21 protein-coding genes are annotated in these 24,926 nt (G+C 64.0%); 11 read left to right on the forward strand and 10 right to left on the reverse strand.

What is annotated here, in order from left to right; all coding sequences use genetic code 11:
• Nucleotides 1–17: 17 nt before the first annotated feature.
• Genes miaA through ISG32_RS04080 form a run of 5 tightly spaced genes read left to right on the forward strand, consistent with a single transcriptional unit; the run spans nucleotide 18 to nucleotide 6,535 of the window.
• Complete coding sequence (miaA, locus tag ISG32_RS04060) at nucleotides 18–1,007, forward strand: tRNA (adenosine(37)-N6)-dimethylallyltransferase MiaA (RefSeq protein WP_194769774.1); 990 nt, start codon at nucleotides 18–20, stop codon at nucleotides 1,005–1,007.
• Entirely contained in the window at nucleotides 1,004–1,687 is a 684-nt protein-coding gene (locus tag ISG32_RS04065) for an ABC transporter ATP-binding protein (RefSeq protein WP_194769775.1), read from the forward strand. The genes miaA and ISG32_RS04065 overlap by 4 nt, the downstream gene beginning before the upstream one ends.
• Nucleotides 1,687–4,260, forward strand: a complete 2,574-nt coding sequence (locus ISG32_RS04070) for an FtsX-like permease family protein (RefSeq protein WP_194770412.1) — start codon at nucleotides 1,687–1,689, stop codon at nucleotides 4,258–4,260. The genes ISG32_RS04065 and ISG32_RS04070 overlap by 1 nt, the downstream gene beginning before the upstream one ends.
• Before the next feature lie 39 nt (nucleotides 4,261–4,299).
• On the forward strand, nucleotides 4,300–5,388 hold the full coding sequence (locus tag ISG32_RS04075) for a PLP-dependent cysteine synthase family protein (RefSeq protein ID WP_194769776.1): 1,089 nt from the start codon (nucleotides 4,300–4,302) through the stop codon (nucleotides 5,386–5,388).
• 7 nt (nucleotides 5,389–5,395) lie between these two features.
• On the forward strand, nucleotides 5,396–6,535 hold the full coding sequence (locus ISG32_RS04080) for a lipocalin-like domain-containing protein (protein WP_194769777.1): 1,140 nt from the start codon (nucleotides 5,396–5,398) through the stop codon (nucleotides 6,533–6,535).
• Nucleotides 6,536–6,592: 57 nt separating this feature from the next.
• Here the strand turns inward: ISG32_RS04080 and ISG32_RS04085 are convergent, their stop codons facing one another.
• Entirely contained in the window at nucleotides 6,593–6,850 is a 258-nt protein-coding gene (locus ISG32_RS04085; RefSeq protein ID WP_194769778.1) for a hypothetical protein, read from the reverse strand.
• Here ISG32_RS04085 and ISG32_RS04090 point away from each other — a divergent pair.
• Nucleotides 6,839–8,782, forward strand: a complete 1,944-nt coding sequence (locus tag ISG32_RS04090; protein WP_194769779.1) for an ATP-binding protein — start codon at nucleotides 6,839–6,841, stop codon at nucleotides 8,780–8,782. The genes ISG32_RS04085 and ISG32_RS04090 overlap by 12 nt on opposite strands.
• A 99-nt stretch (nucleotides 8,783–8,881) precedes the next feature.
• On the opposite strand, the gene ISG32_RS04095 is transcribed toward ISG32_RS04090, so the two are convergent.
• The 7 genes from ISG32_RS04095 to ISG32_RS04125 form a co-directional block, all read right to left on the reverse strand.
• The gene (locus tag ISG32_RS04095) at nucleotides 8,882–9,880 is read right to left on the reverse strand and encodes a branched-chain amino acid ABC transporter permease (RefSeq protein WP_194769780.1); all 999 of its coding nucleotides are present in this window, start codon (nucleotides 9,878–9,880) and stop codon (nucleotides 8,882–8,884) included.
• 15 nt (nucleotides 9,881–9,895) lie between these two features.
• On the reverse strand, nucleotides 9,896–10,780 hold the full coding sequence (locus tag ISG32_RS04100) for a branched-chain amino acid ABC transporter permease (RefSeq protein ID WP_194769781.1): 885 nt from the start codon (nucleotides 10,778–10,780) through the stop codon (nucleotides 9,896–9,898).
• 37 nt (nucleotides 10,781–10,817) lie between these two features.
• A complete protein-coding gene (locus ISG32_RS04105) occupies nucleotides 10,818–12,023 on the reverse strand; it encodes an ABC transporter substrate-binding protein (RefSeq protein ID WP_194769782.1) in 1,206 nt (401 codons plus the stop codon).
• Between the two features lie 120 nt (nucleotides 12,024–12,143).
• Nucleotides 12,144–13,343, reverse strand: coding sequence for an ABC transporter substrate-binding protein (locus ISG32_RS04110; RefSeq protein WP_194769783.1), 1,200 nt, complete (start codon nucleotides 13,341–13,343; stop codon nucleotides 12,144–12,146).
• Nucleotides 13,344–13,390: 47 nt separating this feature from the next.
• Nucleotides 13,391–14,104 carry an ABC transporter ATP-binding protein gene (locus ISG32_RS04115; RefSeq protein ID WP_194769784.1) on the reverse strand — a complete coding sequence of 238 codons (714 nt, stop codon included), beginning with the start codon at nucleotides 14,102–14,104 and terminating at the stop codon, nucleotides 13,391–13,393.
• A 1-nt stretch (nucleotide 14,105) separates the two neighbouring features.
• Complete coding sequence (locus tag ISG32_RS04120) at nucleotides 14,106–14,876, reverse strand: ABC transporter ATP-binding protein (RefSeq protein WP_194769785.1); 771 nt, start codon at nucleotides 14,874–14,876, stop codon at nucleotides 14,106–14,108.
• A 184-nt stretch (nucleotides 14,877–15,060) separates the two neighbouring features.
• The gene (locus ISG32_RS04125; RefSeq protein ID WP_194769786.1) at nucleotides 15,061–15,834 is read right to left on the reverse strand and encodes a LysR family transcriptional regulator; all 774 of its coding nucleotides are present in this window, start codon (nucleotides 15,832–15,834) and stop codon (nucleotides 15,061–15,063) included.
• Nucleotides 15,835–15,916: 82 nt separating this feature from the next.
• Between ISG32_RS04125 and modA the strand changes: the two genes are divergently transcribed.
• The 5 genes from modA to ISG32_RS04150 all read left to right on the forward strand — a co-directional run bounded on the left by modA (nucleotide 15,917) and on the right by ISG32_RS04150 (nucleotide 21,299).
• Nucleotides 15,917–16,690, forward strand: a complete 774-nt coding sequence (gene modA, locus ISG32_RS04130; RefSeq protein ID WP_407645026.1) for a molybdate ABC transporter substrate-binding protein — start codon at nucleotides 15,917–15,919, stop codon at nucleotides 16,688–16,690.
• 76 nt (nucleotides 16,691–16,766) lie between these two features.
• Nucleotides 16,767–17,444, forward strand: a complete 678-nt coding sequence (modB, locus tag ISG32_RS04135; RefSeq protein WP_194769787.1) for a molybdate ABC transporter permease subunit — start codon at nucleotides 16,767–16,769, stop codon at nucleotides 17,442–17,444.
• The gene (modC, locus tag ISG32_RS04140) at nucleotides 17,441–18,556 is read left to right on the forward strand and encodes a molybdenum ABC transporter ATP-binding protein (protein WP_407645027.1); all 1,116 of its coding nucleotides are present in this window, start codon (nucleotides 17,441–17,443) and stop codon (nucleotides 18,554–18,556) included. The genes modB and modC overlap by 4 nt, the downstream gene beginning before the upstream one ends.
• A gap of 206 nt (nucleotides 18,557–18,762) precedes the next feature.
• Nucleotides 18,763–19,392 (forward strand): TRAP transporter small permease subunit, encoded by a 630-nt coding sequence (locus ISG32_RS04145; protein WP_194769788.1) that lies wholly within the window; start codon nucleotides 18,763–18,765, stop codon nucleotides 19,390–19,392.
• Between the two features lie 20 nt (nucleotides 19,393–19,412).
• Complete coding sequence (locus ISG32_RS04150; protein ID WP_194769789.1) at nucleotides 19,413–21,299, forward strand: TRAP transporter large permease; 1,887 nt, start codon at nucleotides 19,413–19,415, stop codon at nucleotides 21,297–21,299.
• Nucleotides 21,300–21,604: 305 nt separating this feature from the next.
• Here the strand turns inward: ISG32_RS04150 and ISG32_RS04155 are convergent, their stop codons facing one another.
• Together ISG32_RS04155 and dxs are read right to left on the reverse strand one after the other, a co-directional pair.
• Nucleotides 21,605–22,687 (reverse strand): TRAP transporter substrate-binding protein, encoded by a 1,083-nt coding sequence (locus ISG32_RS04155; protein ID WP_194769790.1) that lies wholly within the window; start codon nucleotides 22,685–22,687, stop codon nucleotides 21,605–21,607.
• A 309-nt stretch (nucleotides 22,688–22,996) separates the two neighbouring features.
• Nucleotides 22,997–24,916, reverse strand: a complete 1,920-nt coding sequence (gene dxs / locus ISG32_RS04160) for a 1-deoxy-D-xylulose-5-phosphate synthase (RefSeq protein WP_194769791.1) — start codon at nucleotides 24,914–24,916, stop codon at nucleotides 22,997–22,999.
• Between the last annotated feature and the right edge of the window lie 10 nt (nucleotides 24,917–24,926).

The raw sequence follows: 24,926 nt of genomic DNA on the forward strand, positions 1-24,926 counted from the left end.
TGATGGACAATCGGCGCATGACCGATTTCTCTTCCCTGCCCTGCGTCGCCATCGCCGGGCCCACCGCATCCGGCAAAACCGCCGCCGCCCTGCAGCTGGCGGCCCGGCTCGCGCCGAAGTTGCCGGTGGAAATCATCAGCGTGGATTCGGCGCTGGTCTATCGCGGCATGGACATCGGCACCGCCAAGCCCACGCGCGATGAGCTCGCCCAGGTGCCGCACCATCTGATCGACATCCTCGATCCGCTCGAGGCCTACAGCGCCGCCGAATTCGTGAACGACACGAATCGCCTGATCGCGGAGATCCACGCGCGCGGCGCGCTGCCCGTGCTGGTCGGCGGCACCATGCTCTATTTCAAGGCGTTGATCGATGGCATCGACGACATGCCCGCGGCCGACCCGCTGGTGCGCGCCAGGCTCGATGCGCAGGCCGCGGAGATCGGCTGGCCCGCCATGCACGCCGAACTCGCCAAGGTAGACCCCGCGACCGCCGCGCGCCTCGCGCCCGGCGACAGCCAGCGCATCCAGCGCGCGCTCGAGGTCTGGCATGTCTCGGGCCAGCCGCTGTCGAGCTTTCACTCACGCCAATCCACCGAACCTGCGAAATCCGCCGGAAGTCCGTTGGCCGCCAATGCCCTGTACTCGCTCGAGCCGACCGATCGCAAATGGCTGCACGAGCGCATCGCCCAGCGCTTTCACGCCATGCTGCGCAGCGGCTTTCTCGACGAGATGCAACAGCTGCGCGCACGCGGCGACCTGAACCCGGATCTGCCATCGATGCGCTGCGTCGGCTACCGCCAGGCGTGGGAATCGATGGACGGAACGCAGCCCATGTCCACGCTGGCCGAACGCGGCATCGCGGCCACGCGCCAGCTCGCCAAACGCCAGATCACCTGGCTGCGCAGCATGCCGCAGCGCCATGTCGTCGCCTGCGATCAGGCCGATGCCGGCACCTTGCTGGTCGACGCCCTCGTCGCGCGCGTGCACGCCAGCGGAATCACGGCATGACGACCGGCGCAGCGGACAGCGACACCCTGATGCGCCTGCGCGGGCTGACCAAGCGCTACGGCGATGCGGTCGTCTTCGGCGACGTCGACATGGACGTGCGCGCTGGCGAATTCATCGCCGTGATCGGTGAGTCGGGCGTGGGCAAATCCACGCTGCTCAACTGCATGGCCGGGCTCGACACCTGGGATGCGGGCACCGTCACGCACCGCGCGGCCGATCTGGGCCGCATGGACGATCGGGCCCGAGCGATCTGGCGCCGCAGCCACGTCGGCTTCGTGTTCCAGGCCTTTCACGTGCTGCCGCATCTGGACGTCGCGCAGAACCTCTCCCTGCCGCTGATGCTGCTGAACCAGAACGATCCCGCGCGCGTGCAGGCCATGCTGCAGGCTGTCGGACTGGAGGGCAAAGGCGCGCGCCTGCCGCAGGAACTCTCGGGCGGGCAACTGCAGCGCGTCGCGATCGCACGCGCGCTGGTCCACAGGCCGCCGCTGCTGCTCGCCGACGAACCCACCGGCAACCTTGACCCCGAAACCGCCGCGCGCATCATGGACCTGCTGGTCGCCCAGACGCGCGAAAACGGCGCGGCGCTCGTGCTCGTCACGCACTCCGAACAGGCCGCCGCACGCGCCGACCGAGTGCTGCGCCTCACCGCCCACGGCATGCGAAGCGACAGCCCATGATGCTGGCCTTGCTCCGCACGGTGGTCTGGCAGAACGCACGCCACCATCCGTGGCGCACGCTGGCCGCCGTCGTGGCGGTGATGCTCGGCGTGGCGCTCGGCCTGTCGGTGCAGTTGATCAACGCCTCGGCTCTCAGCGAGTTCTCGCGCGCCGTGCGCACAGTGCAGGGCCAGCCCGATCTCGAACTGAGCGCGTCCCACGGCGGCCTGCCCGAGTCGCTCTACGGAATGGTCGCGGCACAGCCCGCGGTCGCGCTCGCGAACCCATGGCTCGAAATCACCACCGTCGCTGTATCCGATCCACCCTCCTCGCGAACCGTGACCCTGCGCGTGCTCGCCACAGACACCCTTGCCGTGGCCCCTATGGCCCCCGCGCTGATGCCACGCGCCGCCAAGGGCACCGAGCGGTTGGCCATGCTCGCGCCGGACACGCTGTTCCTCAACGCCGCCGCGCTCAAGGCGCTGCAGATCGCCGAGTCCGATCTGCCACTGGCCACGCTGCGCCTGCAGACCGGCGCGACCCGCCGCATCATGAAAATCGCGGGCACCATCGCCGCACCCGGCGCGCCCACGGCGGTGATGGACATCGCTGCGGCGCAGGACCTGTTCTCGCGCGCGGGCGAGCTGAGCCGCATCGACCTGCAGCTGCGCGAAGGCGAAGACCTCGCGCGCGTCCAGCGCGAACTGCAGGCGCTGCCCGACTGGCCGCGCAACATTCTGCTGAGCGTGCCCGGGGACACCACGCAGCGCGTGGACAACCTCTCGCGCGCCTATCGCGTGAATCTCACCGTGCTCGCCCTGGTGGCGCTCTTCACTGGTGCCTTTCTCGTCTACTCGGTGCTCGCGCTCGGCGTGGCCCAGCGCGCTCCGCAACTGGCGCTGATCGCCGTGCTCGGCGTCACGCCGCAGCAACGCCGCACGCTGGTGCTGGCCGAGGCGGGAGCCATCGGTCTGCTGGGCAGCGTGCTCGGCATCGCGCTCGGCAGCGCTCTTGCCGCACTCGCGCTGCGCGTGCTCGGCGGTGATCTCGGCGGTGGCTATTTCGCGGGAGTGCAGCCGCAGCTGCACTGGCGCGGTGCCACGGCCGCTGCCTACGGCGCGCTCGGTGTGGTCGCCGCGCTCGTCGGAGGCTGGTGGCCCGCAAGACAGGCGCTCGATCTGCCGCCCGCACAGACACTCAAAGGCCTCGGCGCGATGACGCGCGCCCCGCACAAGCCTTGGCCCGGTCTGGCGCTGCTGGCCGCCAGCGCCTGCCTCGCCATGGTGCCCCCCATACAGGGCATTCCCGTCGCCGCCTATGTCGCGGTGGGTCTGCTGCTGACAGGCGGCATCGCGCTGCTGCCATGGATGGTCCAGCTGCTGCTGCAGATCGCCCTGCCGTTCGCCCACATGCATGTTCTCGGTCTGCTGACGGTGGAGCGAGCGCACCGCATGCGCGGCGTCGCGGCCGTCACCGTGGGCGGCGTGGTCGCCAGCCTGAGCCTTGCCGTCGCGCTCACCGTGATGGTCACCAGCTTTCGCGCCTCCGTCAGCCAATGGCTCGAAACCGTCGTGCCCGCGCCCATGTACGTGCGCGCGGCGAGCGTGCCGGCAGGCGATGACGCGGCCGTCTTCTCGCGCGATCAGGTGGGGGCGATCTCCGAGATGGACGACATCGAGCGCATGCAGCCGCAGCGCGTCAGCAGCCTGCGACTCGACGCCACACAGGCGCCGCTCACCGTGCTCGCCAAGCCGCTCGGAACGCAAGTCGAGCAGGTGCTGGTGCTCGTCGACACGCCGCTGCAAGTGCCCGCAGGAAGCATTCCGGTCTACGTCAGCGAAGCCGTGCCAGCGCTCTACGGCGTGCGCCCCGGCGATGACTGGCCCGCCCTCGCCAACGCCATGCTGCCCCGCAGCGGCGGTGCATCCCCTCATGCACCCACGCGCTTTTATGTGGCCGGCGTGTGGCGCGACTACGTCCGCCAGTTCGGCGCCATCGTGATCGATGCGTCGGCCTACGAGCGGCTCACGGGTGATGCCCGCGCAAGCGATCTCGCGATCTGGCCCGCGCCCGGCGCGGATCTTTCGGCGCTGCAGCAACGCATCACCCAAGCCGTACCCGACGCCGCGCTCGAGTTCACGACCTCAGGCGCGATCCGGGCACGCTCCCTCGCGATCTTCGACCGCACCTTCGCCGTCACCTACTGGCTGCAGATCGTCGCCATCGGCATCGGCCTGTTCGGCGTCGCAGCCAGCTTCAGCGCACAGGTGCTCGCGCGACGCAAGGAGTTCGGCCTGCTCGCCCACCTCGGACTCACCCGCGCGCAGATCCTCGCCGTCGTCGCGGCGGAAGGCTCCGCATGGACCTGCATCGGCGCCGTCACCGGCACGCTGCTCGGCATCGCGGTATCGGCCGTGCTGATCTTCGTCGTCAACCCGCAGAGCTTCCATTGGACCATGGACCTGCACCTGCCCTGGCTGCGCCTCGCACTGCTCGCCCTCTCACTCATCGCGGCAGGCACGCTCACCGCCTGGATCGCCGGCCGCGCAGCCGCCGGGAAGTCGGCCGTATTGGCCGTGAAGGAAGACTGGTAATCCCGCCGAGCACGACAAGCACTGCCACAATCGCAAACCATGGAACACATCGCCAACGCATCTCCCGCATCGTCTGCCTCGCCTTCGAGCTGGCTGCACACCGCCATCGCCCGCATCGAGGCGGACTACCAGCGCAGTGCCGATACGCATTTGATTCCGTTGCCCATGCCGGGTTTTGCGGAGCATGGGATCGACCTTTATCTCAAGGACGAATCGACCCATCCGAGCGGCAGTCTCAAGCATCGGCTGGCGCGCTCGCTCTTTCTCTATGCACTGTGCAATGGCTGGCTGCATGCGCAGTCGACGGTGGTCGAAGCGTCGAGCGGTTCGACTGCGGTGAGCGAGGCGTATTTCGCGCGGCTTCTCGGGTTGCCGTTCGTAGCGGTGATGCCGCGCAGCACGTCGGCCGAGAAGATCGCGCTGATCGAGTTCTATGGCGGACGCTGTCATTTCGTGGAGTCGGCCGGCGAGGTCTATGAAGCCGCGCGCATGGTGGCAAGCGAGACGGGCGGCCACTACATGGACCAGTTCACCTACGCCGAGCGCGCGACCGACTGGAGAGGCAACAACAACATCGCGGAGAGCATGTTTTCCCAGATGCAGCGCGAACGCCATCCGGTGCCGAGCTGGATCGTGGTCGGCGCGGGCACGGGCGGCACGAGCGCGACCATCGGGCGCTACGTGCGCTTCCAGCGGCACGCGACGCAGTTGTGCGTGGCCGATCCTGCGGGCTCGGTGTTCGCTGCGTATCACCGCACGGGCGTCACCACGCTGACCGCGCCGGGTTCGCGCATCGAGGGCATCGGGCGTCCACGCGTGGAGCCCAGCTTCGTGCGCACGCTGGTCGACCGCATGGAGGAAGTTGCCGACGTGGATTCGATTGCCGCCATGCGCGCGCTGTCCGCGATGCTCGGTCGCCGTGTGGGTCCATCGACCGGCACCAACTTCATCGCCATGCTGCGCCTTGCCTGCGAGATGCGCGAGGCGGGGCAGCAAGGCTCGATCCTGTCGCTGCTCTGCGACTCCGGCGAGCGCTATCTGCCCACCTATTTCAACGAGCAGTGGGTGTCGAGCTGCATGGGCTCGTGCGACGTGGCGAGCAAACGCATTCAGACGCTCGTCGCCTGACGAGGCCATGAAGCACCGCGGGCTGACCCGGCGCGACTGGATGGCGTTCGCCGCGCGCGTGGCGTTGGCCTCGTCACTTCCGGGCATGACGACATCGGCCCTCGCGCTACCCCCGCGCACGCTGGTGTTTCCACGCGATCACGGCAGCCATCCCGAGCTGCAGACCGAGTGGTGGTACATCACCGGGCATGTGCGCTCCAAAGGCAAGCCGTTTGGCTTTCAAGTCACGTTTTTCCGATCGCGCGTCGCCAGCACTCAAGGCATGCAGTCGGCTTTTGCAGCAAAGCAGCTGATCTTTGCGCACGCGGCGGTGACCGACATCGAGGGCCGTGTGCAGCACCACGACCAGCGCATCGCGCGCGCTGGGTTCGGGATCGCGGAAGCATCGGAGACGGACTGTGACGTGCGGCTGCGGGACTGGAACCTGAAGCGCGAAGGCCCAGTGGATCAATACCGCTTTGCCACCCGCATCCGGTCCACACGATTCGAGATGGACCTCACGCTGCAAGGCACCCAGCCACTGCTGCTGCAGGGCCGCGCCGGACTCTCGCGCAAAGGACCCGATGCCGATCAGGCGAGCTACTACTACAGTGCGCCGCAGCTTGCCGTGCGCGGCATCCTCACCCTCAACGGCGTGCACCATGTGATCGATGATGTGGTGGATGACGTGGTCCAGCCACAGGTCAACCGCGCGTGGATGGACCACGAATGGAGCGAGGCGCTGATGCATCCCGAGGCCGTTGGCTGGGACTGGATCGGCATGAATCTTTTCGACGGGTCGGCGCTCACCGCTTTCCGGCTGCGGCGCGCGGACGGCAGCACGCTGTGGGCGGGGGGCTCGATGCGGGCGCCCGGTGGAGCGACCCAGCCCCGCGTCTTCGCGCAGGACGAGGTGACATTCACGCCCACGCGCCACTGGAGCAGCCCGCACAGCCAGGCCCGCTATCCCGTGCAATGGCGGATCGACACGCCCGTCGGCAGCTTTCAGGTACTGGCGCTGCTCGACGACCAGGAGCTCGACAGCAGCGGCTCCACCGGGACGGTCTACTGGGAAGGCCTGAGCGATCTGAAGAGCCCATCGGGAGAGACGCTCGGCCGTGGTTATCTGGAGATGACCGGCTATGTCGCCGGAATCAAGTTGAGCTGACCTTTGCGGCGCCAGCGACGCCCCGCTCCGCATCCGGAAAGCCTCGCGGTGAGATCGTCAACACGCTCTTACAGGGAAGCCCCCGAGATAAAATTTATTGACATTCGACGCATCATTGCCAATACTAAAATCAATGAAATAGCAAGCAGCAATTAATAAAACAAAAAAATAGTCATTCACACCAAAAGTTACTTCGGTGTCATCGGCATTGTGGGCGTTTCCTACAGGATCGCAAGCAACCGGACTGACGCTGCCAGAGGCGACAGCGGTTGACTTCCAATTTTCGAAAGTGACCTCGTCATCATGCTGGATCAAGTCGTCTGCATCATCGCCGAGTCCATGCGACTTTCCCGGATCGCGCATGCCGTCTTCAACAAGGACGATGGCGCGCAGATCGCCGTCAACGATGCGCTCGAGCAGATCGTCAAGGAACATCACGTCCTCAGCAGCAAGCATCTGTTGAGGGACTATCCAGAGATTCTGGCGTTCGTGGACCAATGCCGCAACGCCACGAAGCCGCTGACGCTCGAACATTCCGCATCCGGACTCAGCCTTGAGTTTTCCCCGGTGATCGACGCGCAGAGCACGCTGCATGCGATCCAGCTCATCGCCACGCCGCTGCCCGATGCGGCAACGAAGCCAAGCGCGCAGCAGTCGCTGCTGGAGCGGCGTTTCCAGAAGTCGCTCGAACACTTTCCGCTCAATGTGTGGATGTGCAGCCAGGAAGGCGAGATCTTCTGGATCAACCATACAGCCAACCGTTTCTCGCACAGTCAGGAAGTGGTGCACGACGCGTCCAACACCTACTGGATCTCGAAGATCCATCCCGACGACCTGCCGGAGGCCAACAAGACCTTCGCCAAGGCGATGATGGATGGCGTCGTGCGGCCATTCCGCTACCGCGTGCGCGACAACGACGGCACGTACCACTGGCACCTCTCGACCTACGCGCCGATCCGCGACGACGATGGCGCGATCCAGCACTGGATCGGCACGGGCATCAACATTCAGCAGTTCGTCGACACCGAAAAGCGGCTCAGGACGGATATCGACGCGCTCAAAGGCAGTCACAGCAACGACAAGCGCTTGCTCAAGGAGTCGAACGACCTGCTCGCCCAGTCGCAGAAGATGGAGCTGGTCTCCAACCTCGCGGGCGGCGTGGCGCACGACCTCAACAACCTGCTGTTCATCATGAGCCTGAACGCCGACCTGCTCTACAAGCGGTTGCCGGACCAGGACCTCAAGGACTGCGCCAACACCGTGCGCACCAACATCAAGAAGGCCGCGCGCCTGGCGTCGCAGCTCATGGGCTTCAGCGGCCGCAAGCCGCAGAACCAGCTGGCCGTCGACCCGAGGCAGCTGCTGCAGGACATCCGCGAGCTGCTTGACAACGCGGTGGGCGCGGAAACGAGCTTCTCGGTCCAGCTCGACGACGAGATCGACAACGTCCTCGTCGACAGGATGTATCTGGAGAACTCTCTGATCAATCTCGCGATCAACGCGCGCGATGCCGTCGCGGGGCGGGGAACGGTGACGCTGGGTGTGAGCAACGCAAAGCGACACGGACACGAGAGCGACGTCGAATACGTGGTCTTCAAGATGCATGATGACGGCGAAGGCATGCCGCCCGAGGTGATCGCGCGCATCTTCGAGCCCTTCTTCACCACCAAGGCTCCCGGCAAGGGCACGGGCCTGGGCCTGCCGATGGTGAAAAACTTCGCTGAAAGCTCGGGCGGTTTTCTCGACGTCGAATCACGGCCCGGCGTCGGCACGACCATGTCGCTGTATCTGCCCAAGTCGAATCAGTCGACGCTGACGATCCTCGAGCCGCACCCGGAGGAAGAGCCCGAAATCCATTCCGGAGAAGAGTCGCTGCTGATCATCGACGACGATGCGGGCGTGCGCAACGCGCTCGCACAGGCGCTCTACAGCGTGGGCTATCACACCGTCACCACGGCCTGCAATTCGGAATATGCGGTGGAATTCCTGAGCCGCGGCGTCAAGGCCGATCTCATCATCTCGGACATCAGAATGCCGGGCAAGATGAACACCACAGGCTTCCTCCACAAGCTCGAGGAGATGCATCTGGACGTGCCCGTGATCTTTGCGACCGGGTATTCAGAAGACACCGTGATTCAACAGGGGCTGATCGCGGGCAAGCACCCCGTGCTCTTCAAACCCTTCACCCTGGAGGAGCTTTTCACGAAGATCCAGGAAACCGTTTCCGCCCGCAAGCTGAAGGTTTGAGGGCCGGTCACGAATCCGACGAAATAGGCTTGGTCAAAAGCAAAAAAACCGCAGGGGTCTGAGTCCTGCGGTTTTTTTCATGGAAGCGATCAGCGGGGATCAGTGGGCCTTGCTGTCGCTTCGGCGGCGCTCCAGCCAGGCGATGAGCTCGCCCATGAGGCCGCGTCGGAAAGCCAGCACGCACACCACGAAGATCAGACCGGTCACGATGGTCACCGATTCACCCAGCGTGTTGAACCACTCGACGCCCGTGAGGTGCGCGAGGAAGTTGCCGAAATCGCCGATCTTGTTCTCGAGCAGCACGACCACGGCGGAGCCGAGAATCGGGCCGGACAGCGTGCCGAGGCCGCCGACCAGCGTCATCAGCACGACGTGGCCCGATGCGCTCCAGTGCACGTCGGAGAGCGTTGCGAAGCCGAGCACCAGCGTCTTGAGCGACCCGGCGAGGCCCGCCAGCGCTGCGGAGATCACGAAGGCCAGCAGCTTGAAGCGGTTGGTGTCATAGCCCAGCGAGATGGCGCGCGGCTCGTTTTCCTTGATGCCCTTGAGCACCTGGCCGAACGGCGAATGGATGGTGCGCACGATCACCAGAAAGGCCAGCACCACGATCACGAGACAGACGTAGTACATGGTCATGTCGTTCTGCAGATCGAGCACGCCGAACAGCTTGCCGCGCGGCACGCCCTGCAGGCCGTCTTCGCCGCCGGTGAAGGGCAGCTGCAGGCAGGCGAAGTACAGCATCTGGGCGAGCGCCAGCGTGATCATCGTGGCGTAGATGCCCTGACGACGGATCGCAAAGAACCCCATCACGAGGCCCAGCAGCGCGCCGGTCACGAGGCCCAGCAGCAGCCCGATTTCGGGCGTCACGCCCCAGACCTTGATCGACTGGCCGGTGATGTAGGCCGCACCGCCGAGGAACGCGGCATGGCCGAAGGACAGCAGTCCGGTGTAGCCGAGCAGCAGGTTGAATGCCGAAGCGAACAACGCGAACGTCATCAGCTTCATCACGAACACCGGGTAGGCACCGGCAAACGGCGCGACGATCAAACCCAGCAGCAGCAGGCCATATCCGATGGGGGCAAATTTCTTCGTATTCATGTGACTGTGCCCCTTTTATTTCTCTTTGCCGAACAGGCCGGCGGGGCGGATGAGCAGAACGATGGCCATGATGACGAACACCACGGTGGACGAGGCTTCCGGATAGAACACCTTGGTGAGACCTTCGATCACGCCAAGGCCCAGACCCGTGAGGATGGAGCCCATGATCGAGCCCATGCCGCCGATCACCACCACCGCGAACACGACGATGATGAGGTTCTGGCCCATGAGCGGAGTCACCTGATAGACGGGAGCGGCCAGCACGCCGGCGAACGCGGCGAGCGCGGCGCCGAAAGCGTAGGTCAGCGTGATCATCACCGGCACGTTGACGCCGAAGGCCTCGACGAGACGCGGGTTCTCGGTGCCGGCACGCAGGTAGGAGCCGAGCTTGGTCTTCTCGATCACGTACCAGGTGGCCAGACACACGACGATCGAGGCCACGACCACCCATGCACGGTAGTTGGGCAGCATCATGAAGCCGAGATTGGTCGCGCCCTCCAGCAGCTCGGGCGTGTCATAGCCCAGGCCCGAGACGCCGTAGATCGAGCGGAACACGCCCTCGATCATCAGCGTGAGACCCAGCGTGAGCAGCAGACCGTAGAGATGGTCGAGCTTGTAGATCCAGCGCAGCATCGTGCGCTCGATGATCACGCCGAGCAGCCCCACGATCAGCGGCGCAAGAATCAGCATCACCCAGTAGTTGATGCCGAAGTAGTTCATGGCCATCCAGGTGAGCAGCGCCCCAAGCATGAACAGCGCGCCGTGCGCGAAGTTGATCACGTTGAGCAGGCCGAAGATCACGGCCAGACCCAGACTGAGGATCGCATAGAACGAGCCATTGACCAGCCCCAGAAGGAGCTGGCTCAGCATGGCCGGTAGGGAGACACCAAAGATTTCCATGGGTAGCAAAAGTTAGAGGTTCAGCCGATTCGCCGTGTCACTTCCAAAGAGCGCATTTGCTCTCGGCCTTGGTGGCGAACACCTGTTCACCAGGCAGTTTCTTGATCAGCTTGTAGTAGTCCCAAGTGCCCTTCGATTCCGATGGCGACTTGACCTGCATGAGATACATGTCATGCACATAGCGACCGTCCGGACGGATCTGGCCCGCGCCGAAGAAGTCGTTCATCTTCATGCCGCGCCAGACTTCCATCACCTTGTCGGCATCGGTCGTCTTGGCGGCTTCCACGGCCTTCAGATAGTTCATGGTGGCCGAGTAGTCGGCTGCCTGAATTTCGGTGGGGCGGCGCTGGGTCTTGGCCATGAACTTGTCGGCGAACTTGCGCGTCTCGTCGTTCAGGTCCCAGTACCAGCTCGTGGTGAACTGCATGCCTTCGGTGGTCTTGAGACCGAGGCTGTGCACGTCGCTGTAGAAGATCAGCAGACCGGCGAGCTTCATCGACTTGCCGATGCCGAACTCCTTGGCGGCCTTGATCGAATTGATCGTGTCGCCGCCCGCGTTGGCGAGGCCGAGCACCTGGGCCTTGGAGTTCTGCGCCTGCAGCAGGAAGGACGAGAAGTCCGACGCGTTCAGCGGATGGCGCACCGCGCCCACCACCGAGCCGCCCTTGGCCTTGACGATGGCCGAGGTGTCGGCTTCCAGCGAGTGGCCGAAGGCGTAGTCCGCCGTCAGGAAGAACCAGCTCTTGCCGCCCGCATCCACCACCGCGGCGCCCGTGCCCTTGGCCAGCGCCACGGTGTCGTAGGCGTAGTGCACGGTGTAGGGCGTGCACTGCTCGTTGGTCAGCGCGGAGGACGCAGCGCCGTTGTTGATCATCACGCGCTTCTTCTCCTGCGCGACCTTGGCCAGAGCCAGTGCGGTGCCGGAGTTCGTGCCGCTGAAGATCATCGTCAGGCCCTGCGTGTCGATCCATTCGCGTGCCTTGGAGGCCGCGATGTCGGCCTTGTTCTGGTGATCCACGGTCAGCAGTTCGATGGGCATGCCCAGCACCTTGCCGCCGAAGTCGTCAATCGCCATCTGGATGGCGACGCCGCCGTTCTTGCCTTCCACGTCCGCATAGAGACTCGACATGTCGGTGATGAGACCGATCTTGACCTTCTGTTCCTGCGCGATGGCCGCGTGGGAGAAAAGGCCAACCGCCGCGAGAACGGCCGTCAGGGCTGTGAACTTGCTCTTCGTCTGCATGTTGTATGTCTCCAGATGGTTTATTGACGTGAGGGCGAAAACGGGGATCAGCGAAGAAGGGACGAAGGCTTGCGCGCGTGTGGCGCGACGATGGCCTTCATCCTGTCCGCTGGTTGGACCTTACTTCCAGAGCGTGCACTTGGACTCGGCCTTGGTCGTCCAGACCGTGTCGGCAGGCAGTGTCTGCAGCACGTTCAGGTAATCCCATGGCTTCTTGGAGTCGGCGGCTTTCTTCACTTCGACCAGGAACATGTCGTGCGCGAAGCGGCCATCGGGACGGATCGTGCCCTTGGCGTAGAAGTCGTTGATCGGCGTGGCCTTCAGATGGGCCATGACCTTGTCGGCATCCGTGGTCTTCACCGCTGCGACGGCCTTCAGGTAGTTCATCGTGGCGGAGTAGTCGGCCGCGTGGATGTCGGTGGGCATGCGCTTGGTCTTGTCGAAGAACTTCTTGGCGAAGGCGCGCGATGCGTCATCCTTGTCCCAGTACCAGCTGGTGGTGTGCAGCAGGCCTTCCGTGTTCTTCAGGCCCAGCGAGTGGATGTCGGACAGGAACACCAGCAGACCGGCGGTCTTCATGGTCTTGTTGATGCCGAATTCCTTGGCCGCCTTCACCGAGTTGATGAAGTCGCCGCCCGCGTTGGCCAGTCCCAGCACCTGGGCCTTGGAGTTCTGCGCCTGCAGTAGGAAGGACGAGAAGTCGGAGGCGTTCAGCGGGTGCTTGACCGTACCCGCGATCGTGCCGCCCTTGGCCTTGATCACGGCGGACGTGTCGGCTTCCAGCGAGTGACCAAAAGCGTAGTCGGCCGTCAGGAAGAACCAGCTCTTGCCGCCGCGCTCGACCACCGCGCCGCCCGTGCCCTTGGCGAGCGCCACGGTGTCATAGGCATAGTGCACGGTGTAGGGGCTGCACTGCTCGTTGGTCAGCGCTGCGGAGCCCGCACCGCTGTTGAAGTACACGCGCTTCTTTTCCTGCGCGACCTTGGCTGCAGCCAGTGCCGTGCCGGAGTTGGTGCCGCCGAACAGCATGGTCAGGCCGGCGGTGTCGATCCACTCGCGGGCCTTGGATGCAGCGATGTCGGCCTTGTTCTGGTGGTCCGCGGAGACCAGTTCGATGGGCTGGCCCAGCACCTTGCCGCCGAAGTCATCGATCGCCATCTGGATGGCGACCGCGCCGTTCTTGCCTTCCACGTCGGCGTAGAGGCTGGACATGTCGGTAATGAATCCGATCTTCACCTTTTCCTGGGCATGCACCGACGCGGCCGATGCCAGACCCACCACACCCATCGCGCACACGAGTGCCTTGAGAGTTGCCTTCATTACGTATCTCCTTTGAAATTCAAGCTGTTTTTTGAAATGACTCTGACTCACACACCGAGCAACTCGTTGAGCACCGGCATCTTGGCTTCCAGCTCGCTTGCGCCGAAGCGCTCGACGATCTGGCCATGCTCCATCACATAGAAGCGGTCGGCCAACGGCGCGGCAAAACGGAAGTTCTGCTCGACCATGACGACCGTGTATCCCTTCTCGCGCAGCATGATGATCATGCGTGCGAGCGCCTGCACGATCACCGGTGCGAGACCTTCGGAGATTTCATCGAGCAGCAGCAGATTCGCTCCGGTGCGCAGAATGCGCGCCACCGCCAGCATCTGCTGCTCGCCGCCGGACAGGCGTGTTCCCTGGCTTTGGCGACGCTCCGCCAGGTTGGGGAACATGGCATAGATCTCGTCGAGCGACATGCCCTGCCTGCCGGTCTTGAGCACCGGGGGCAGCAGCAGGTTTTCTTCGGTCGAGAGGCTCGAGAAGATGCCGCGCTCTTCGGGGCAGTAGCCCACGCCGAGGTGCGCGATGCGATACGTGGGCATGTCGATGGTCTCGACGCCGTTGATCTTCACCGATCCCTTGCGCGCGCCGGTCAGGCCCATGATGGCGCGCATCGTGGAGGTGCGGCCCGCGCCGTTGCGGCCCAGCAGTGTCACCACTTCGCCGGGTTGCACCACCATGTCCACGCCATGCAGCACATGCGATTCGCCGTACCACGCGTTCAGGCCCTTGATTTCCAATGCAGGCGTTCCGCTCATCTCAATGCGCTCCCTGCAGCTCTACGTCTGTTGTGCCCATGTAGGCTTCCATCACTTGCGGATTCCTCGAAACTTCTTCATAGGGACCTTCGGCCAGCACCGCGCCGCGCTGCAGCACGGTGATGCGATCGGCGATGGTGGAGACCACCTTCATGTTGTGCTCCACCATGAGAATCGTGCGACCGGCCGACACCTTCTTGATGAGCTGCGTGACGCGGTCCACGTCCTCATGGCCCATGCCCTGCGTGGGCTCGTCGAGCAGCATCAGCTCGGGCTCCATCGCGAGCGTGGTGGCGATCTCGAGCGCGCGCTTGCGCCCGTAGGGCAAGTTCACGGTGACCTCGTCGGCCATGTCGGCCAGGCCCACTTCGCCAAGCAGCTCCACCGCCCGACCGTTGAGCTGATCGAGGCTCTTTTCGCTTTGCCAGAAATGGTATGAATTGCCGAGCTTGCGCTGCAGGCCAAGGCGCACGTTCTCCATCAGCGTCAGATGCGGGAACACCGCCGAGATCTGAAACGAACGGATCACGCCACGCCGCGCGATCTGCGCGGGCGCCTCGCGGGTGATGTCCTGACCGTTGAACTTGATCGTGCCCGAGGTGGGCTCCAAAAACTTGGTCAGCAGGTTGAAGCAGGTGGTCTTCCCGGCACCGTTGGGCCCGATCAATGCATGGATCGAGCCGCGACGCACGGACAGGTTCACATCGCTGACAGCGGTGAAACCCTTGAATTCCTTGGTGAGGTGAGATGTTTCCAGAATGAAGTCGCTCATGGCAACCGGTGTACGCGGCGCCGCCATCCGGCACCGCACACCCTTGTCTCCTTCAGTAATGTTGCACCGCATCGTAGGTGCGCATTCCATTTGGAGGAACTGGTAGAAATGCCTATGTATTTGCGCCTATGTAAAAACAGGTGCGATCAGCGACTTTTTTGCATCTGGATTGCGCCAAAGCCCTTCAACTCAACGCAAGAACGACCGCTGACTCGTCCACGCGCAAGACCACGCGCATGCGTGATTTCAGGCCCGCGCCCGGCGCCGAGAAACCGACGATCTGCAAGCCCCCGCCTAGCGTGGCGGAGATTTCATCGCCCAGCGCTCCGCGAGAAATCCGCGTGACGGAGCCGCTCCAGCAGTTCTCTCCTTCACGCTTTTCCGAACCCGCCGCAGCGGCAAATACGGCGGTTGCCTTACACAGCGCTTGCACGGAAATACCCTTGTCGAGCCCCAGCAATTCCGCACTCTCGCGGGTGATGCGGGCGCGCACGCGAAAGTCCTCGCTGGCCGCTGCCTGCAGACTGACCAGCACGATCTGGCCCTGCACGTCCATGCCGGTGACCACGCAAGGCCACTGGTTGCGCATGCTGGTGCGCACCGCCAATCGCGCGGCGGTCTGCGCATGCACGTCGGTGTGCGCTTGCACCTGCTCGACGGCCTGCGTGCGTGCGCTCTTGAGCGTCTGCGCGGCCACCAACAGCTGTCTGCCGGCATCGGTCAGTTGGGCACCGCCGCCGCCGCGGCCGCCCACCACGCGCTCAACGAGCGCCACGCCAGAGAGATTGGTGAGCGTGTCCACGGCCTGCCACGCGGCCTTGTAGCTCACGCCCACGGCGCGCGCGGCCTTGGAGATGGAGCCCAGCTCGCCGATCTGGCGCAGGATGTCGAGACGCCGGTCCGACTGCACATGACCCAGGGCCTGCACAAAAGAAGGTTCGCTTTGTTTTCGTTGCATGGCCCGAATGATGCCGCGTGTTTGCGGATTGCATATACTCAGCGTTATTCAATCACGGAATAACGAATCAAGGACCACTCGCATGAACGCACAGCGCAGCCGCATCGGCTTCTCCCTCAAGATGATCTCGCAGGCCGCGCTGGCGTTCGCGCTGCTGCCCGCCGCACATGCGGGCGAAGTGGCGGTGGCCGTCGCCGCGAACTTCACCGCGCCGATGCAGAAGCTCGCCGCGATGTTCGAAAAGGCAACCGGCGACAAGGTCGTGATCTCCTCCGGCGCGACCGGCAAGTTCTACGCGCAGATCGTCAACGGCGCGCCATTCGACGTACTGCTCGCAGCCGATGACACCACGCCCGAAAAGCTCGAGAAGGAAGGCAAGGCCGTCAAGGACACGCGCTACACCTACGCCGTCGGCAAGCTGGTGCTCTGGAGCCCGCAGGCCAACTATGTGGACAACGAAGGCAAGGTGCTCACCAGCGACTTCGCCCACATCTCGATAGCCAACCCCAAGCTCGCGCCCTACGGTGCCGCGGCCATGGAGACGCTGGACAAGCTCAAGCTCACCGACAGCGTCAAGCCACGCATCGTGACGGGCGAGAACATCGGCCAGACCTTCCAGTTTGTCGCCACCGGCAACGCGCCGCTGGGCTTCGTCGCGCTGTCGCAGGTGATGCAGGACGGCAAGGTCGGCAAGGGCTCGTACTGGATCGTCCCTGAAACCATGCACGAGGCCATCCGTCAGGATGCGATCCTGCTGAACAAGGGCGCGGACAACGACAGCGCCAAGGCGCTGCTCAAGTACCTCAAGAGCGACGAGGCGCGTGCCGTGATCAAAACCTTCGGCTACGGCTTCTGAAACTTCGTCTTTCACGATGACGGGATGATGGATACTGCGCTGCAAATCCGGCGCACCTCGACCCCGTCAGAATTCCATGCACTTCACCGCCGAAAACTGGCAAGCCGTTCTGCTCACGCTGCGGCTGGCCGGACTCACCACCCTGCTGCTGCTCGTCCTGTGCACACCGCTTGCGTGGTGGCTTGCGCACACCCGGTCACGCTGGCGCGCGCCGATCTCGGCGGTGGTCGCGCTGCCGCTGGTGCTGCCGCCCACGGTGATCGGCTTCTACCTGCTGGTGCTCATGGGCCCGCAGGGTCCCGTCGGCCAGCTCATGCAGTCGATGGGACTCAAGCTGCTTCCGTTCACGTTCAACGGTCTGCTGATCGGCTCGCTGGTGTACTCGCTGCCATTCGCGGTCCAGCCGCTGCAGCGCGCGTTCGAGGCGCTCGGCAGGCGGCCGATGGAGGTGGCGGCGACACTTGGCGCGGCGCCTCTGGACCGCTTCTTCAGCGTCGCGTTTCCCATGGCGCGCAATGGCTTTCTGACCGCCGCCGTGATGACCTTCGCGCACACCGTGGGTGAGTTCGGCGTGGTGCTCATGCTCGGCGGCAACATCCCCGGCCAGACGCGCGTGGTCTCCGTGCAGATCTACGACCATGTGGAAGCGCTGGAGTACACCCAGGCGCACTGGCTCGCGGCCGGCATGCTGGTGTTCTCGTTCCTCGTGCTGCTGTCCATCCATCTGCTGCAGCGTCCGCAGTCCCGCACATGAACTACGGAATGAACCTCGGCAACATGGAATCCACCGCGCAAGGCCTGCAGGCCCGCTTTCGACTCGCACGCGCCAGCTTTGAACTGCAGGTCGATCTGCAACTGCCCGGCCATGGCGTGAGCGCGCTGTTCGGGCCATCGGGCTGCGGCAAGACCAGTTGCCTGCGCGCGATGGCGGGGCTTGAGCGCGCGCAGGGCCAGATGCTCGTCAACGGCGAGGTCTGGCAGGACGATGACCGGCGCATCTGGCGGCCCACGCACCAGCGCCGGCTTGGCTATGTGTTCCAGGAGGCGAGTCTGTTCCCGCATCTCGACGTGCGTGGAAACATCGCATACGGAATGCGCCGCACGCCCGCATCGGAGCAGCGCGTGGCGCTCGAACAGGCGGTCGAACTGCTCGGCATCGCACGGCTCATGGAGCGACGCCCAGATACGCTTTCCGGGGGCGAGCGCCAACGCGTGGCGATCGCACGCGCGCTTGCGGCCAGCCCGCAGGTGCTGCTGATGGACGAGCCGCTCGCCGCGCTCGACGCGCAGCGCAAGAGCGAGGTCCTGCCCTACCTGGACCGATTGCATCAGAGCCTCGACATCCCCGTCGTCTACGTGAGCCACTCCCCCGACGAGGTCGCGCGGCTCGCCACGCATCTCGTGCTGATGGAGGGCGGACGGGTGCTCGCCAGCGGCCCCACCGATGAAATCATGTCGCGCCTCGACCTGCCGCTCGCCCACGGCGACACGGCCAGCGCGCTGGTGCAGGCAAGCGTCATCGGCTACGACGCAGACGACCAACTGCTCACGCTGCACAGCCCCGCCGGACCGCTCCATCTGCCCACCGCGCGCGTGCATGCGATCGGTGACCACCTTCGCATCCGCATCATGGCGCGCGAGGTCAGCCTCTCGCGCTCGCCTCTACAGGACAGCAGCCTGCTCAACTCGCTGCCCGCGCGCATCACCTCCATCACCGACGAAAGCGCCGGGCAGGTCCTGGTGAGCATGGATGCCTCGGGAGTCGTGCTGCTCGCACGGATCACTCGTCGCTCGTGCGCTCAACTCGGGCTTTCCGTGGGCGATCCGGTACATGCCAACATCAAGGCGGTGCTGCTGCTCGACTGAATTTCCGGACATCGCAGGCACGCGGTGTAAGCCCTGTGTCAGGTGTTGTCCCGGCGGTGGTTTTTCTAGGGAATGCACTGTCTTGTTTCGGTACTCCAACGCATAGACTGTTCTCTACAATTGCGCGTTCTGTGCCATGCGGGTCCCTGACTTCTGATCGAAGAGGGTTGGCCGTGTCTGGCGCCTAGGCCTTTCCCGGAGACCAAATGCAGGCTTTATTAGCACTCTCAAGAGCCATCGATCGGCTCAACGCCTTTATCGGCAAATACTCAATCTGGTTGATTTTTCTAGCCACTTTCGTGAGCGCCGCCAACGCCATCGTGCGAAAGGTATTCGACTTCAGCTCGAATGGCTTTCTTGAAGTGCAGTGGTATCTCTTCGCCTGGTCATTCCTGATCGCCGCCGGCTTCACTTTGCTGCATCGCGAGCACGTGCGCATCGACGTGGTCAACAGCCGCCTGTCCAAGAAGACTCAGGTCTGGATCGACATCATCGGCTTCGCCTTCTTTCTCACGCCGCTGTGCGTGACCATTCTGTGGCTCTCGATGCCCGTGGTCATGCAGATGTACCACTCCGGTGAAATGTCGGGCAACCCCGGCGGCCTGATCCGCTGGCCGGTATGGGCCGCCATTCCCGTGGGCATCACGCTGCTGCTGCTCCAGGGCATCTCCGAACTCATCAAGCGCATCGCCTTCCTTACCGGCGATGGCCCCGACCCGATGGGCAAGCTCAGCGACAAGAGCGCCGAAGAAGAACTGGCCGAGGCACTGCGTGCCGAAGCTGAACGCAAAGAAGCTGAAGCCGCCGCTGCCATGGCCGCTCCTGCCAAGCACTGATCGCGCAGGAGCCACACACAATGGAATTCATCACCACCAACTACGCCCCGATCATGTTCGCGGGGCTGATCGTGTTTCTGCTGCTGGGCTTCCCCGTGGCATTCAGCCTCGGCGCCGCCGGTCTCGCCTTTGGTTTTCTCGGCATCGAACTCGGCGTCTTCCCATCCTCCGTGATGGCCTGGCTGCCCCAGCGCCTCATCGGCATCATGGCCAACGACACGCTGCTCGCGGTGCCGTTCTTCACGCTCATGGGCCTGATCATGGAGCGAAGCGGCATGGCCGAGGATCTGCTTGACACCATCGGTCAGGTGTTCGGCCCGATGCGCGGCGGTCTCGCGCTCGCCGTGATCTTCGTGGGCGCACTGCTGGCGGCAACGACCGGCGTGGTCGCCGCCTCGGTGATCTCGATGGGCCTGATCTCGCTGCCCATCATGCTGCGCTACGGCTATGACCGGCCACTGGCCAGCGGCGTCATTGCCGCATCCGGCACGCTCGCACAGATCATCCCGCCGTCGCTGGTGCTGATCCTGATGGCCGACCAGCTCGGCAAGAGCGTCGGCGAAATGTACAAGGGCGCGTTCATCCCCGGCTTCATGCTGATGGGCCTGTACGTCGTGTGGGTGGCGCTGCTCGCCATCTTCAAGCCGCATACCGTGCCTGCACTGCCGCCCGAGGCGCGCATCTATCGCGAGGACAACGGCAGCTCCGGCTACACCTCGCTGGCCGTCGTGATGGGCGTGTCCACCGCCGTGGCTATTTTCCTGGCCAGCCACATGGCCGACGTGCACACGTGGTGGCAGGGCGTGGAAGTGCTGGATGTGCCCACGGATGAAAAGGTCGTCACCGCGATGTGCGGCGGTACCTTCATCGCCTTCGTGATCGCGAGCCTGAACAAGCTCTTCAAGCTCGGTCTGCTGTCCCGCCTCGCCGAGCGCGTGACCTTCGTGCTGATTCCGCCGCTGCTGCTGATCTTCCTGGTGCTGGGCACGATTTTCCTCGGCATCGCCACACCGACCGAAGGCGGCGCGATGGGCGCCATGGCCGCGCTGGTCATGGGCTTTGCTCGCAAGCGCCTGAACATGGCACTGCTCAAGCAGGCGCTCGCATCGACCACCAAGCTCGCCAGCTTCGTCATGTTCATCATGATCGGCGCGACCACCTTCAGTCTGGTGTTCCAGGCAGCCGATGGTCCCAAGTGGGTCGAGCATCTGCTCACCGGCCTGCCCGGCGGACAGGTCGGTTTCCTGATCGTGGTGAACATCATGATCTTCTTCCTGGCCTTCTTCCTGGACTACTTCGAACTCTCGTTCATCGTCGTGCCGCTGCTCGGCCCGGTCGCGGAAAAGATGGGCATCGACCTGATCTGGTTCGGCGTGCTGCTGGCCGTGAACATGCAGACCTCGTTCATGCACCCGCCGTTCGGTTTCGCGCTGTTCTTCCTGCGCTCGGTCGCACCGGACAAGCCTTACGTTGACCGCATCACCCACAAGGTGATCCAGCCCGTGACGACGATGCAGATCTACAAGGGCGCCGTGCCGTTCGTGCTGATCCAGCTGATCATGGTCGGCGTGCTGATCGCGTTCCCCGGCATCGTGACGGGCGCGCTCGACAAGAAGGTTGAGGTCAACATGGATGCGGTGGGCACCGAGATGCTCAACCAGCTCAACCAGGACAGCGGCTATGGTGCGGACGAACCTCGAAGCCCGTCGTCCTCTGACGAGACAGGCTATGGCGGTTCGGGCTACGGCGAAGGCGCCGCCCCATCCGTCAGCCCCGATGCACCCGCATCCGAACCTGCTGCCACCGATGCAGCTCCCGACGCAGCTCCCGCCGCCGATGGCGGCTACGGATCCGATGATCCGATGAAGGCGTTGCAGGACGCCGCAGGGGCCAGCGCCGCCAAATAAGCCGCGTACATCTCCCTTCATCTACAACCAAGCCAGTCGGTTTATACCGACTGGCTTTTTTTCATCCATGGTGAGTGCTGGCCTCCTGCCGGATGTGGCCATTCCCTATGCTTCCTGCACGCAGGTTCGATTTGTGGAGCCATCGCTCGATGGCGAGGTGCATCGCAAGGAGGCGACATCTCCATCCATCGCACGGCCAAATCCGCTCACCCATCGTCATATCCGTCGTCATCACCGCCACCCACAAAGAAAAAACGCGACGCGTCCGAAGACACGTCGCGTTTTTGTGGGTGAAACCGGGAGGCTTAGATCTTCACCGAGTTCATGTACTGGTTGAACGGGAACTCCGAGAAGCGGTTCCACAGGATCTGGTCGCGCTGGTAGGCACGCATATCCTGGTGGATCTTCTTGAACTCGGGCGACTTGGCTTCGTGCTCGGCGAACACTTCCATCGACGCCTTGAAGCCCGCATCCATGACGGCCTTGGGGAACGGCTTGAGCTGGGTCTTGTTGGCCACCAGACGCTTGATGGCGATGGGGTTCACGGTCTGGTACTTGGACGTCATGTCGGCGGCAGCCCAACGGGTTGCGGCTTCCAGGATCGCCTTGTTCTCGGGCGACAGCGTGTTGAACTTCTTCAGGTTGACGAAGAACTCCAGATCGGCCGAACCTTCCCACCAGCCGGGGTAGTAGTAGAACGGAGCCACCTTGTTGAAGCCCAGCTTTTCATCGTCGTAAGGACCGACGAATTCCACGGCGTCCAGCGTGCCCTTTTCGAGCGCCTGGTACACGTCACCGGCAGGCATGTTCTGGCCGACCACGCCCAGCTTGGCCATGGCCTCGCCGAACACGCCGCCGCCCAGACGCATCTTCAGCCCCTTCAGGTCGGCCACACCCTTGATTTCCTTGCGGTACCAGCCGCCCATCTGGGTCGTGGTGTTGCCGGCGCTGAACGTGCGGAAGTTGTACTTTTCAAAGAACGCGTCCAGCAGCTTGCGGCCATTGCCATGGTCCTTCCAGCCGGCCATCTGCAGCGTGGTCAGGCCAAACGGCACGGCGCAGCTGAACGCGAAGATCGGATCCTTGCCGGTGAAGTAGTAGGCAGCCGACTGTGCCATGTCGATGGTGTCGGCCTGCAGCGCATCCACCACGCCGAAGGCGGGCATCAGCTCGCCGGCAGGGTGCACCGAGATCTCGAACTTGCCGCCCGACATCGCCTTGACGGCTGCGGAAAGCTTCTCGGCGCTGCCGAAGATCGTGTCCAAAGACTTGGGAAAGCTCGATGCCAGACGCCAGCGCACGGCGGCCTGTGCGTGAACTGCGGGGACAACGCCTGCTGCGAGCACGCCGGCGATACCGGCCTGCTTGATGACGGAACGACGATCCATGAATTTCTCTCCGAACGATGTAGTTGAATGAAGATGATCAACAACCTGCTGACACTTGCATGCGTCACATCGCGCTCGAACAACAATGAAAAACGGCTTGGCAGCCGCATGAATTCCGCCTCATTCGCGCGCGATATGGGTGAGGGAATTCTATGGAATTGCATTGCCCGTCCGCAGCGGGTTTTCCCCTGCGTGTGGTACTCGGTTGCTACAAATTCTGAGTTTTGGCGTTTTTCAAACAGCAAAAGCCCGCAACCGGATCGCCGGATGCGGGCTCTGGAAGGCGAGGGGTCGAAAGCGCCCCGAGCCTCAAGCTACCTTGGGGGTGTTCACCGCTTCACGTGCGCCAAAACGCTGCTCGATGGACGCCTGAATGCCCTTGGCATCAAGCCCCTGCAGCGACAGCAGCTTGACCGGATCGCCATGCTCGATGAACACGTCGGGCAAGCCCAGCTGCAGCACCGGGCGCAGCACGCCGGCGGCGTTGAGCGCCTCCATCACGGCGCTACCCGCACCGCCCATGATGCAGCCCTCCTCCACCGTGACCAGCGCATCGTGCGTGGCGGCGATGTCGAGCAGCAGTTCGGTGTCCAGCGGCTTGGCCCAGCGCATGTTGACGACCGTGGCGTCGAGCGCCTCCGCCGCTTCAAGCGCGGGATACAGCAAGGTGCCGAACGCGAGGATCGCGATGCGTTGGCGTCCCTTGGACGCATCAGCCACGACGCTCGCCTTGCGGCGCACCTCGCCCTTGCCGAACGGCAGACCGTCGAGCTCCGCGAGCGGCGCAACGCCCACGCCCGCGCCACGTGGATAGCGCACGGCGACGGGATGGTTCTGCTCGTAGGCCGTGGTCAGCAGCTGACGGCATTCGCGCTCGTCCGCCGGGCAGGCCATGCTCATGTTGGGAATGCAGCGCACGAACGAGATGTCGTAGGCACCCGCGTGCGTCGCTCCGTCCGCGCCGACAAGGCCCGCGCGGTCCAGCGCAAACACCACGGGCAGGTTCTGCAGCGCCACGTCGTGAATCAGCTGGTCGTAGGCGCGCTGCAGGAAGGTCGAGTAGATCGCGACGACCGGCTTCACGCCTTCGCAGGCCATGCCCGCTGCAAAGGTCACCGCGTGCTGCTCGGCAATGCCGACGTCGTAATAGCGCTTGGGAAACTTGCGCTCGAACTCCACCATGCCCGAGCCCTCGCGCATCGCGGGCGTGATGCCGACGAGTCGCTCATCCTTGGCTGCCATGTCGCACAGCCACTGGCCAAAGACCTGGGTGAAGGTCTGCTTGGGCGGCGTGGCGGGCTTGACGAGACCGACCGCCGGGTCGAACTTGCCGGGGCCGTGATAGGCGACGGGGTCGGCCTCGGCGAGCTTGTAGCCCTGTCCCTTCTTGGTGACCACGTGCAGGAACTGCGGACCCTTGAGGCTCTTGATGTTCTCAAGCGTGGGGATCAGCGAATCGAGATCGTGGCCGTCGATGGGCCCGATGTAATTGAAGCCGAACTTCTCGAACAGCGTGGCCGGAACCACCATGCCCTTGGCCTGCTGCTCAAGGCGCTTGGCAAGTTCAAGCAGTGGCGGCACGGGCTTCAGGACTTGCTTGCCGACGTCGCGCGCCTTGGTGTAGAACTGGCCGCTCATGAGCTGCGCGAGATAACGGTTGAGCGCGCCCACCGGCGGGCTGATGCTCATGTCGTTGTCGTTGAGAATCACGAGCAGATTCGCATCCGCCACGCCCGCATTGTTGAGCGCTTCGAACGCCATGCCGGCCGTCATCGCACCGTCGCCGATCACCGCGATGCCGAAGCGGTTCTCGCCCTTCTGCTTGGCGGCCAGCGCCATGCCAAGCGCAGCCGAAATGCTGGTGCTCGAATGCGCGGTGCCGAAGGTGTCGTATTCGCTTTCGGCACGGTTCGGAAAACCGGCCAGCCCACCAAGCTGACGCAGCGTCGTCATGCGGTCCCGGCGGCCCGTGAGGATCTTGTGCGGATAGGACTGATGGCCCACGTCCCAGATGATGCGGTCCTGCGGCGTGTTGAACACCTTGTGCAGCGCCACGGTCAGCTCCACCGTGCCGAGGTTGGAAGACAGATGGCCGCCCGTCTTCGATACGCTCTCCAGCACGAAGGCCCGCAGTTCATGGGCCAGCGTCTTGAGTTCCGCGCGCGAGAACCGGCGCAGATCGGCCGGGTCGTTCACAGTCTTCAGCAGGGAGTAGGAGTTCGTGGACATAGTGGGGGTC

Origin of the sequence: Diaphorobacter caeni (assembly GCF_015354245.1) — a bacterium.
In the GTDB taxonomy this organism is placed as follows: Bacteria; Pseudomonadota; Gammaproteobacteria; order Burkholderiales; family Burkholderiaceae_C; genus Diaphorobacter_A; species Diaphorobacter_A caeni.

Bases quoted from the DNA above. Each gene is read 5' to 3' on its own strand.
- miaA (WP_194769774.1), top strand. From the start codon at position 18: ATGACCGATTTCTCTTCCCTGCCCTGCGTCGCCATCGCCGGGCCCACC.
- ISG32_RS04065 (WP_194769775.1), top strand. From the start codon at position 1,004: ATGACGACCGGCGCAGCGGACAGCGACACCCTGATGCGCCTGCGCGGG.
- ISG32_RS04070 (WP_194770412.1), top strand. From the start codon at position 1,687: ATGCTGGCCTTGCTCCGCACGGTGGTCTGGCAGAACGCACGCCACCAT.
- ISG32_RS04075 (WP_194769776.1), top strand. From the start codon at position 4,300: ATGGAACACATCGCCAACGCATCTCCCGCATCGTCTGCCTCGCCTTCG.
- ISG32_RS04080 (WP_194769777.1), top strand. From the start codon at position 5,396: ATGAAGCACCGCGGGCTGACCCGGCGCGACTGGATGGCGTTCGCCGCG.
- ISG32_RS04090 (WP_194769779.1), top strand. From the start codon at position 6,839: ATGCTGGATCAAGTCGTCTGCATCATCGCCGAGTCCATGCGACTTTCC.
- ISG32_RS04095 (WP_194769780.1), bottom strand. From the start codon at position 9,880: ATGAATACGAAGAAATTTGCCCCCATCGGATATGGCCTGCTGCTGCTG.
- ISG32_RS04100 (WP_194769781.1), bottom strand. From the start codon at position 10,780: ATGGAAATCTTTGGTGTCTCCCTACCGGCCATGCTGAGCCAGCTCCTT.
- ISG32_RS04105 (WP_194769782.1), bottom strand. From the start codon at position 12,023: ATGCAGACGAAGAGCAAGTTCACAGCCCTGACGGCCGTTCTCGCGGCG.
- ISG32_RS04110 (WP_194769783.1), bottom strand. From the start codon at position 13,343: ATGAAGGCAACTCTCAAGGCACTCGTGTGCGCGATGGGTGTGGTGGGT.
- ISG32_RS04115 (WP_194769784.1), bottom strand. From the start codon at position 14,104: ATGAGCGGAACGCCTGCATTGGAAATCAAGGGCCTGAACGCGTGGTAC.
- ISG32_RS04120 (WP_194769785.1), bottom strand. From the start codon at position 14,876: ATGAGCGACTTCATTCTGGAAACATCTCACCTCACCAAGGAATTCAAG.
- ISG32_RS04125 (WP_194769786.1), bottom strand. From the start codon at position 15,834: ATGCAACGAAAACAAAGCGAACCTTCTTTTGTGCAGGCCCTGGGTCAT.
- modA (WP_407645026.1), top strand. From the start codon at position 15,917: ATGAACGCACAGCGCAGCCGCATCGGCTTCTCCCTCAAGATGATCTCG.
- modB (WP_194769787.1), top strand. From the start codon at position 16,767: ATGCACTTCACCGCCGAAAACTGGCAAGCCGTTCTGCTCACGCTGCGG.
- modC (WP_407645027.1), top strand. From the start codon at position 17,441: ATGAACTACGGAATGAACCTCGGCAACATGGAATCCACCGCGCAAGGC.
- ISG32_RS04145 (WP_194769788.1), top strand. From the start codon at position 18,763: ATGCAGGCTTTATTAGCACTCTCAAGAGCCATCGATCGGCTCAACGCC.
- ISG32_RS04150 (WP_194769789.1), top strand. From the start codon at position 19,413: ATGGAATTCATCACCACCAACTACGCCCCGATCATGTTCGCGGGGCTG.
- ISG32_RS04155 (WP_194769790.1), bottom strand. From the start codon at position 22,687: ATGGATCGTCGTTCCGTCATCAAGCAGGCCGGTATCGCCGGCGTGCTC.
- dxs (WP_194769791.1), bottom strand. From the start codon at position 24,916: ATGTCCACGAACTCCTACTCCCTGCTGAAGACTGTGAACGACCCGGCC.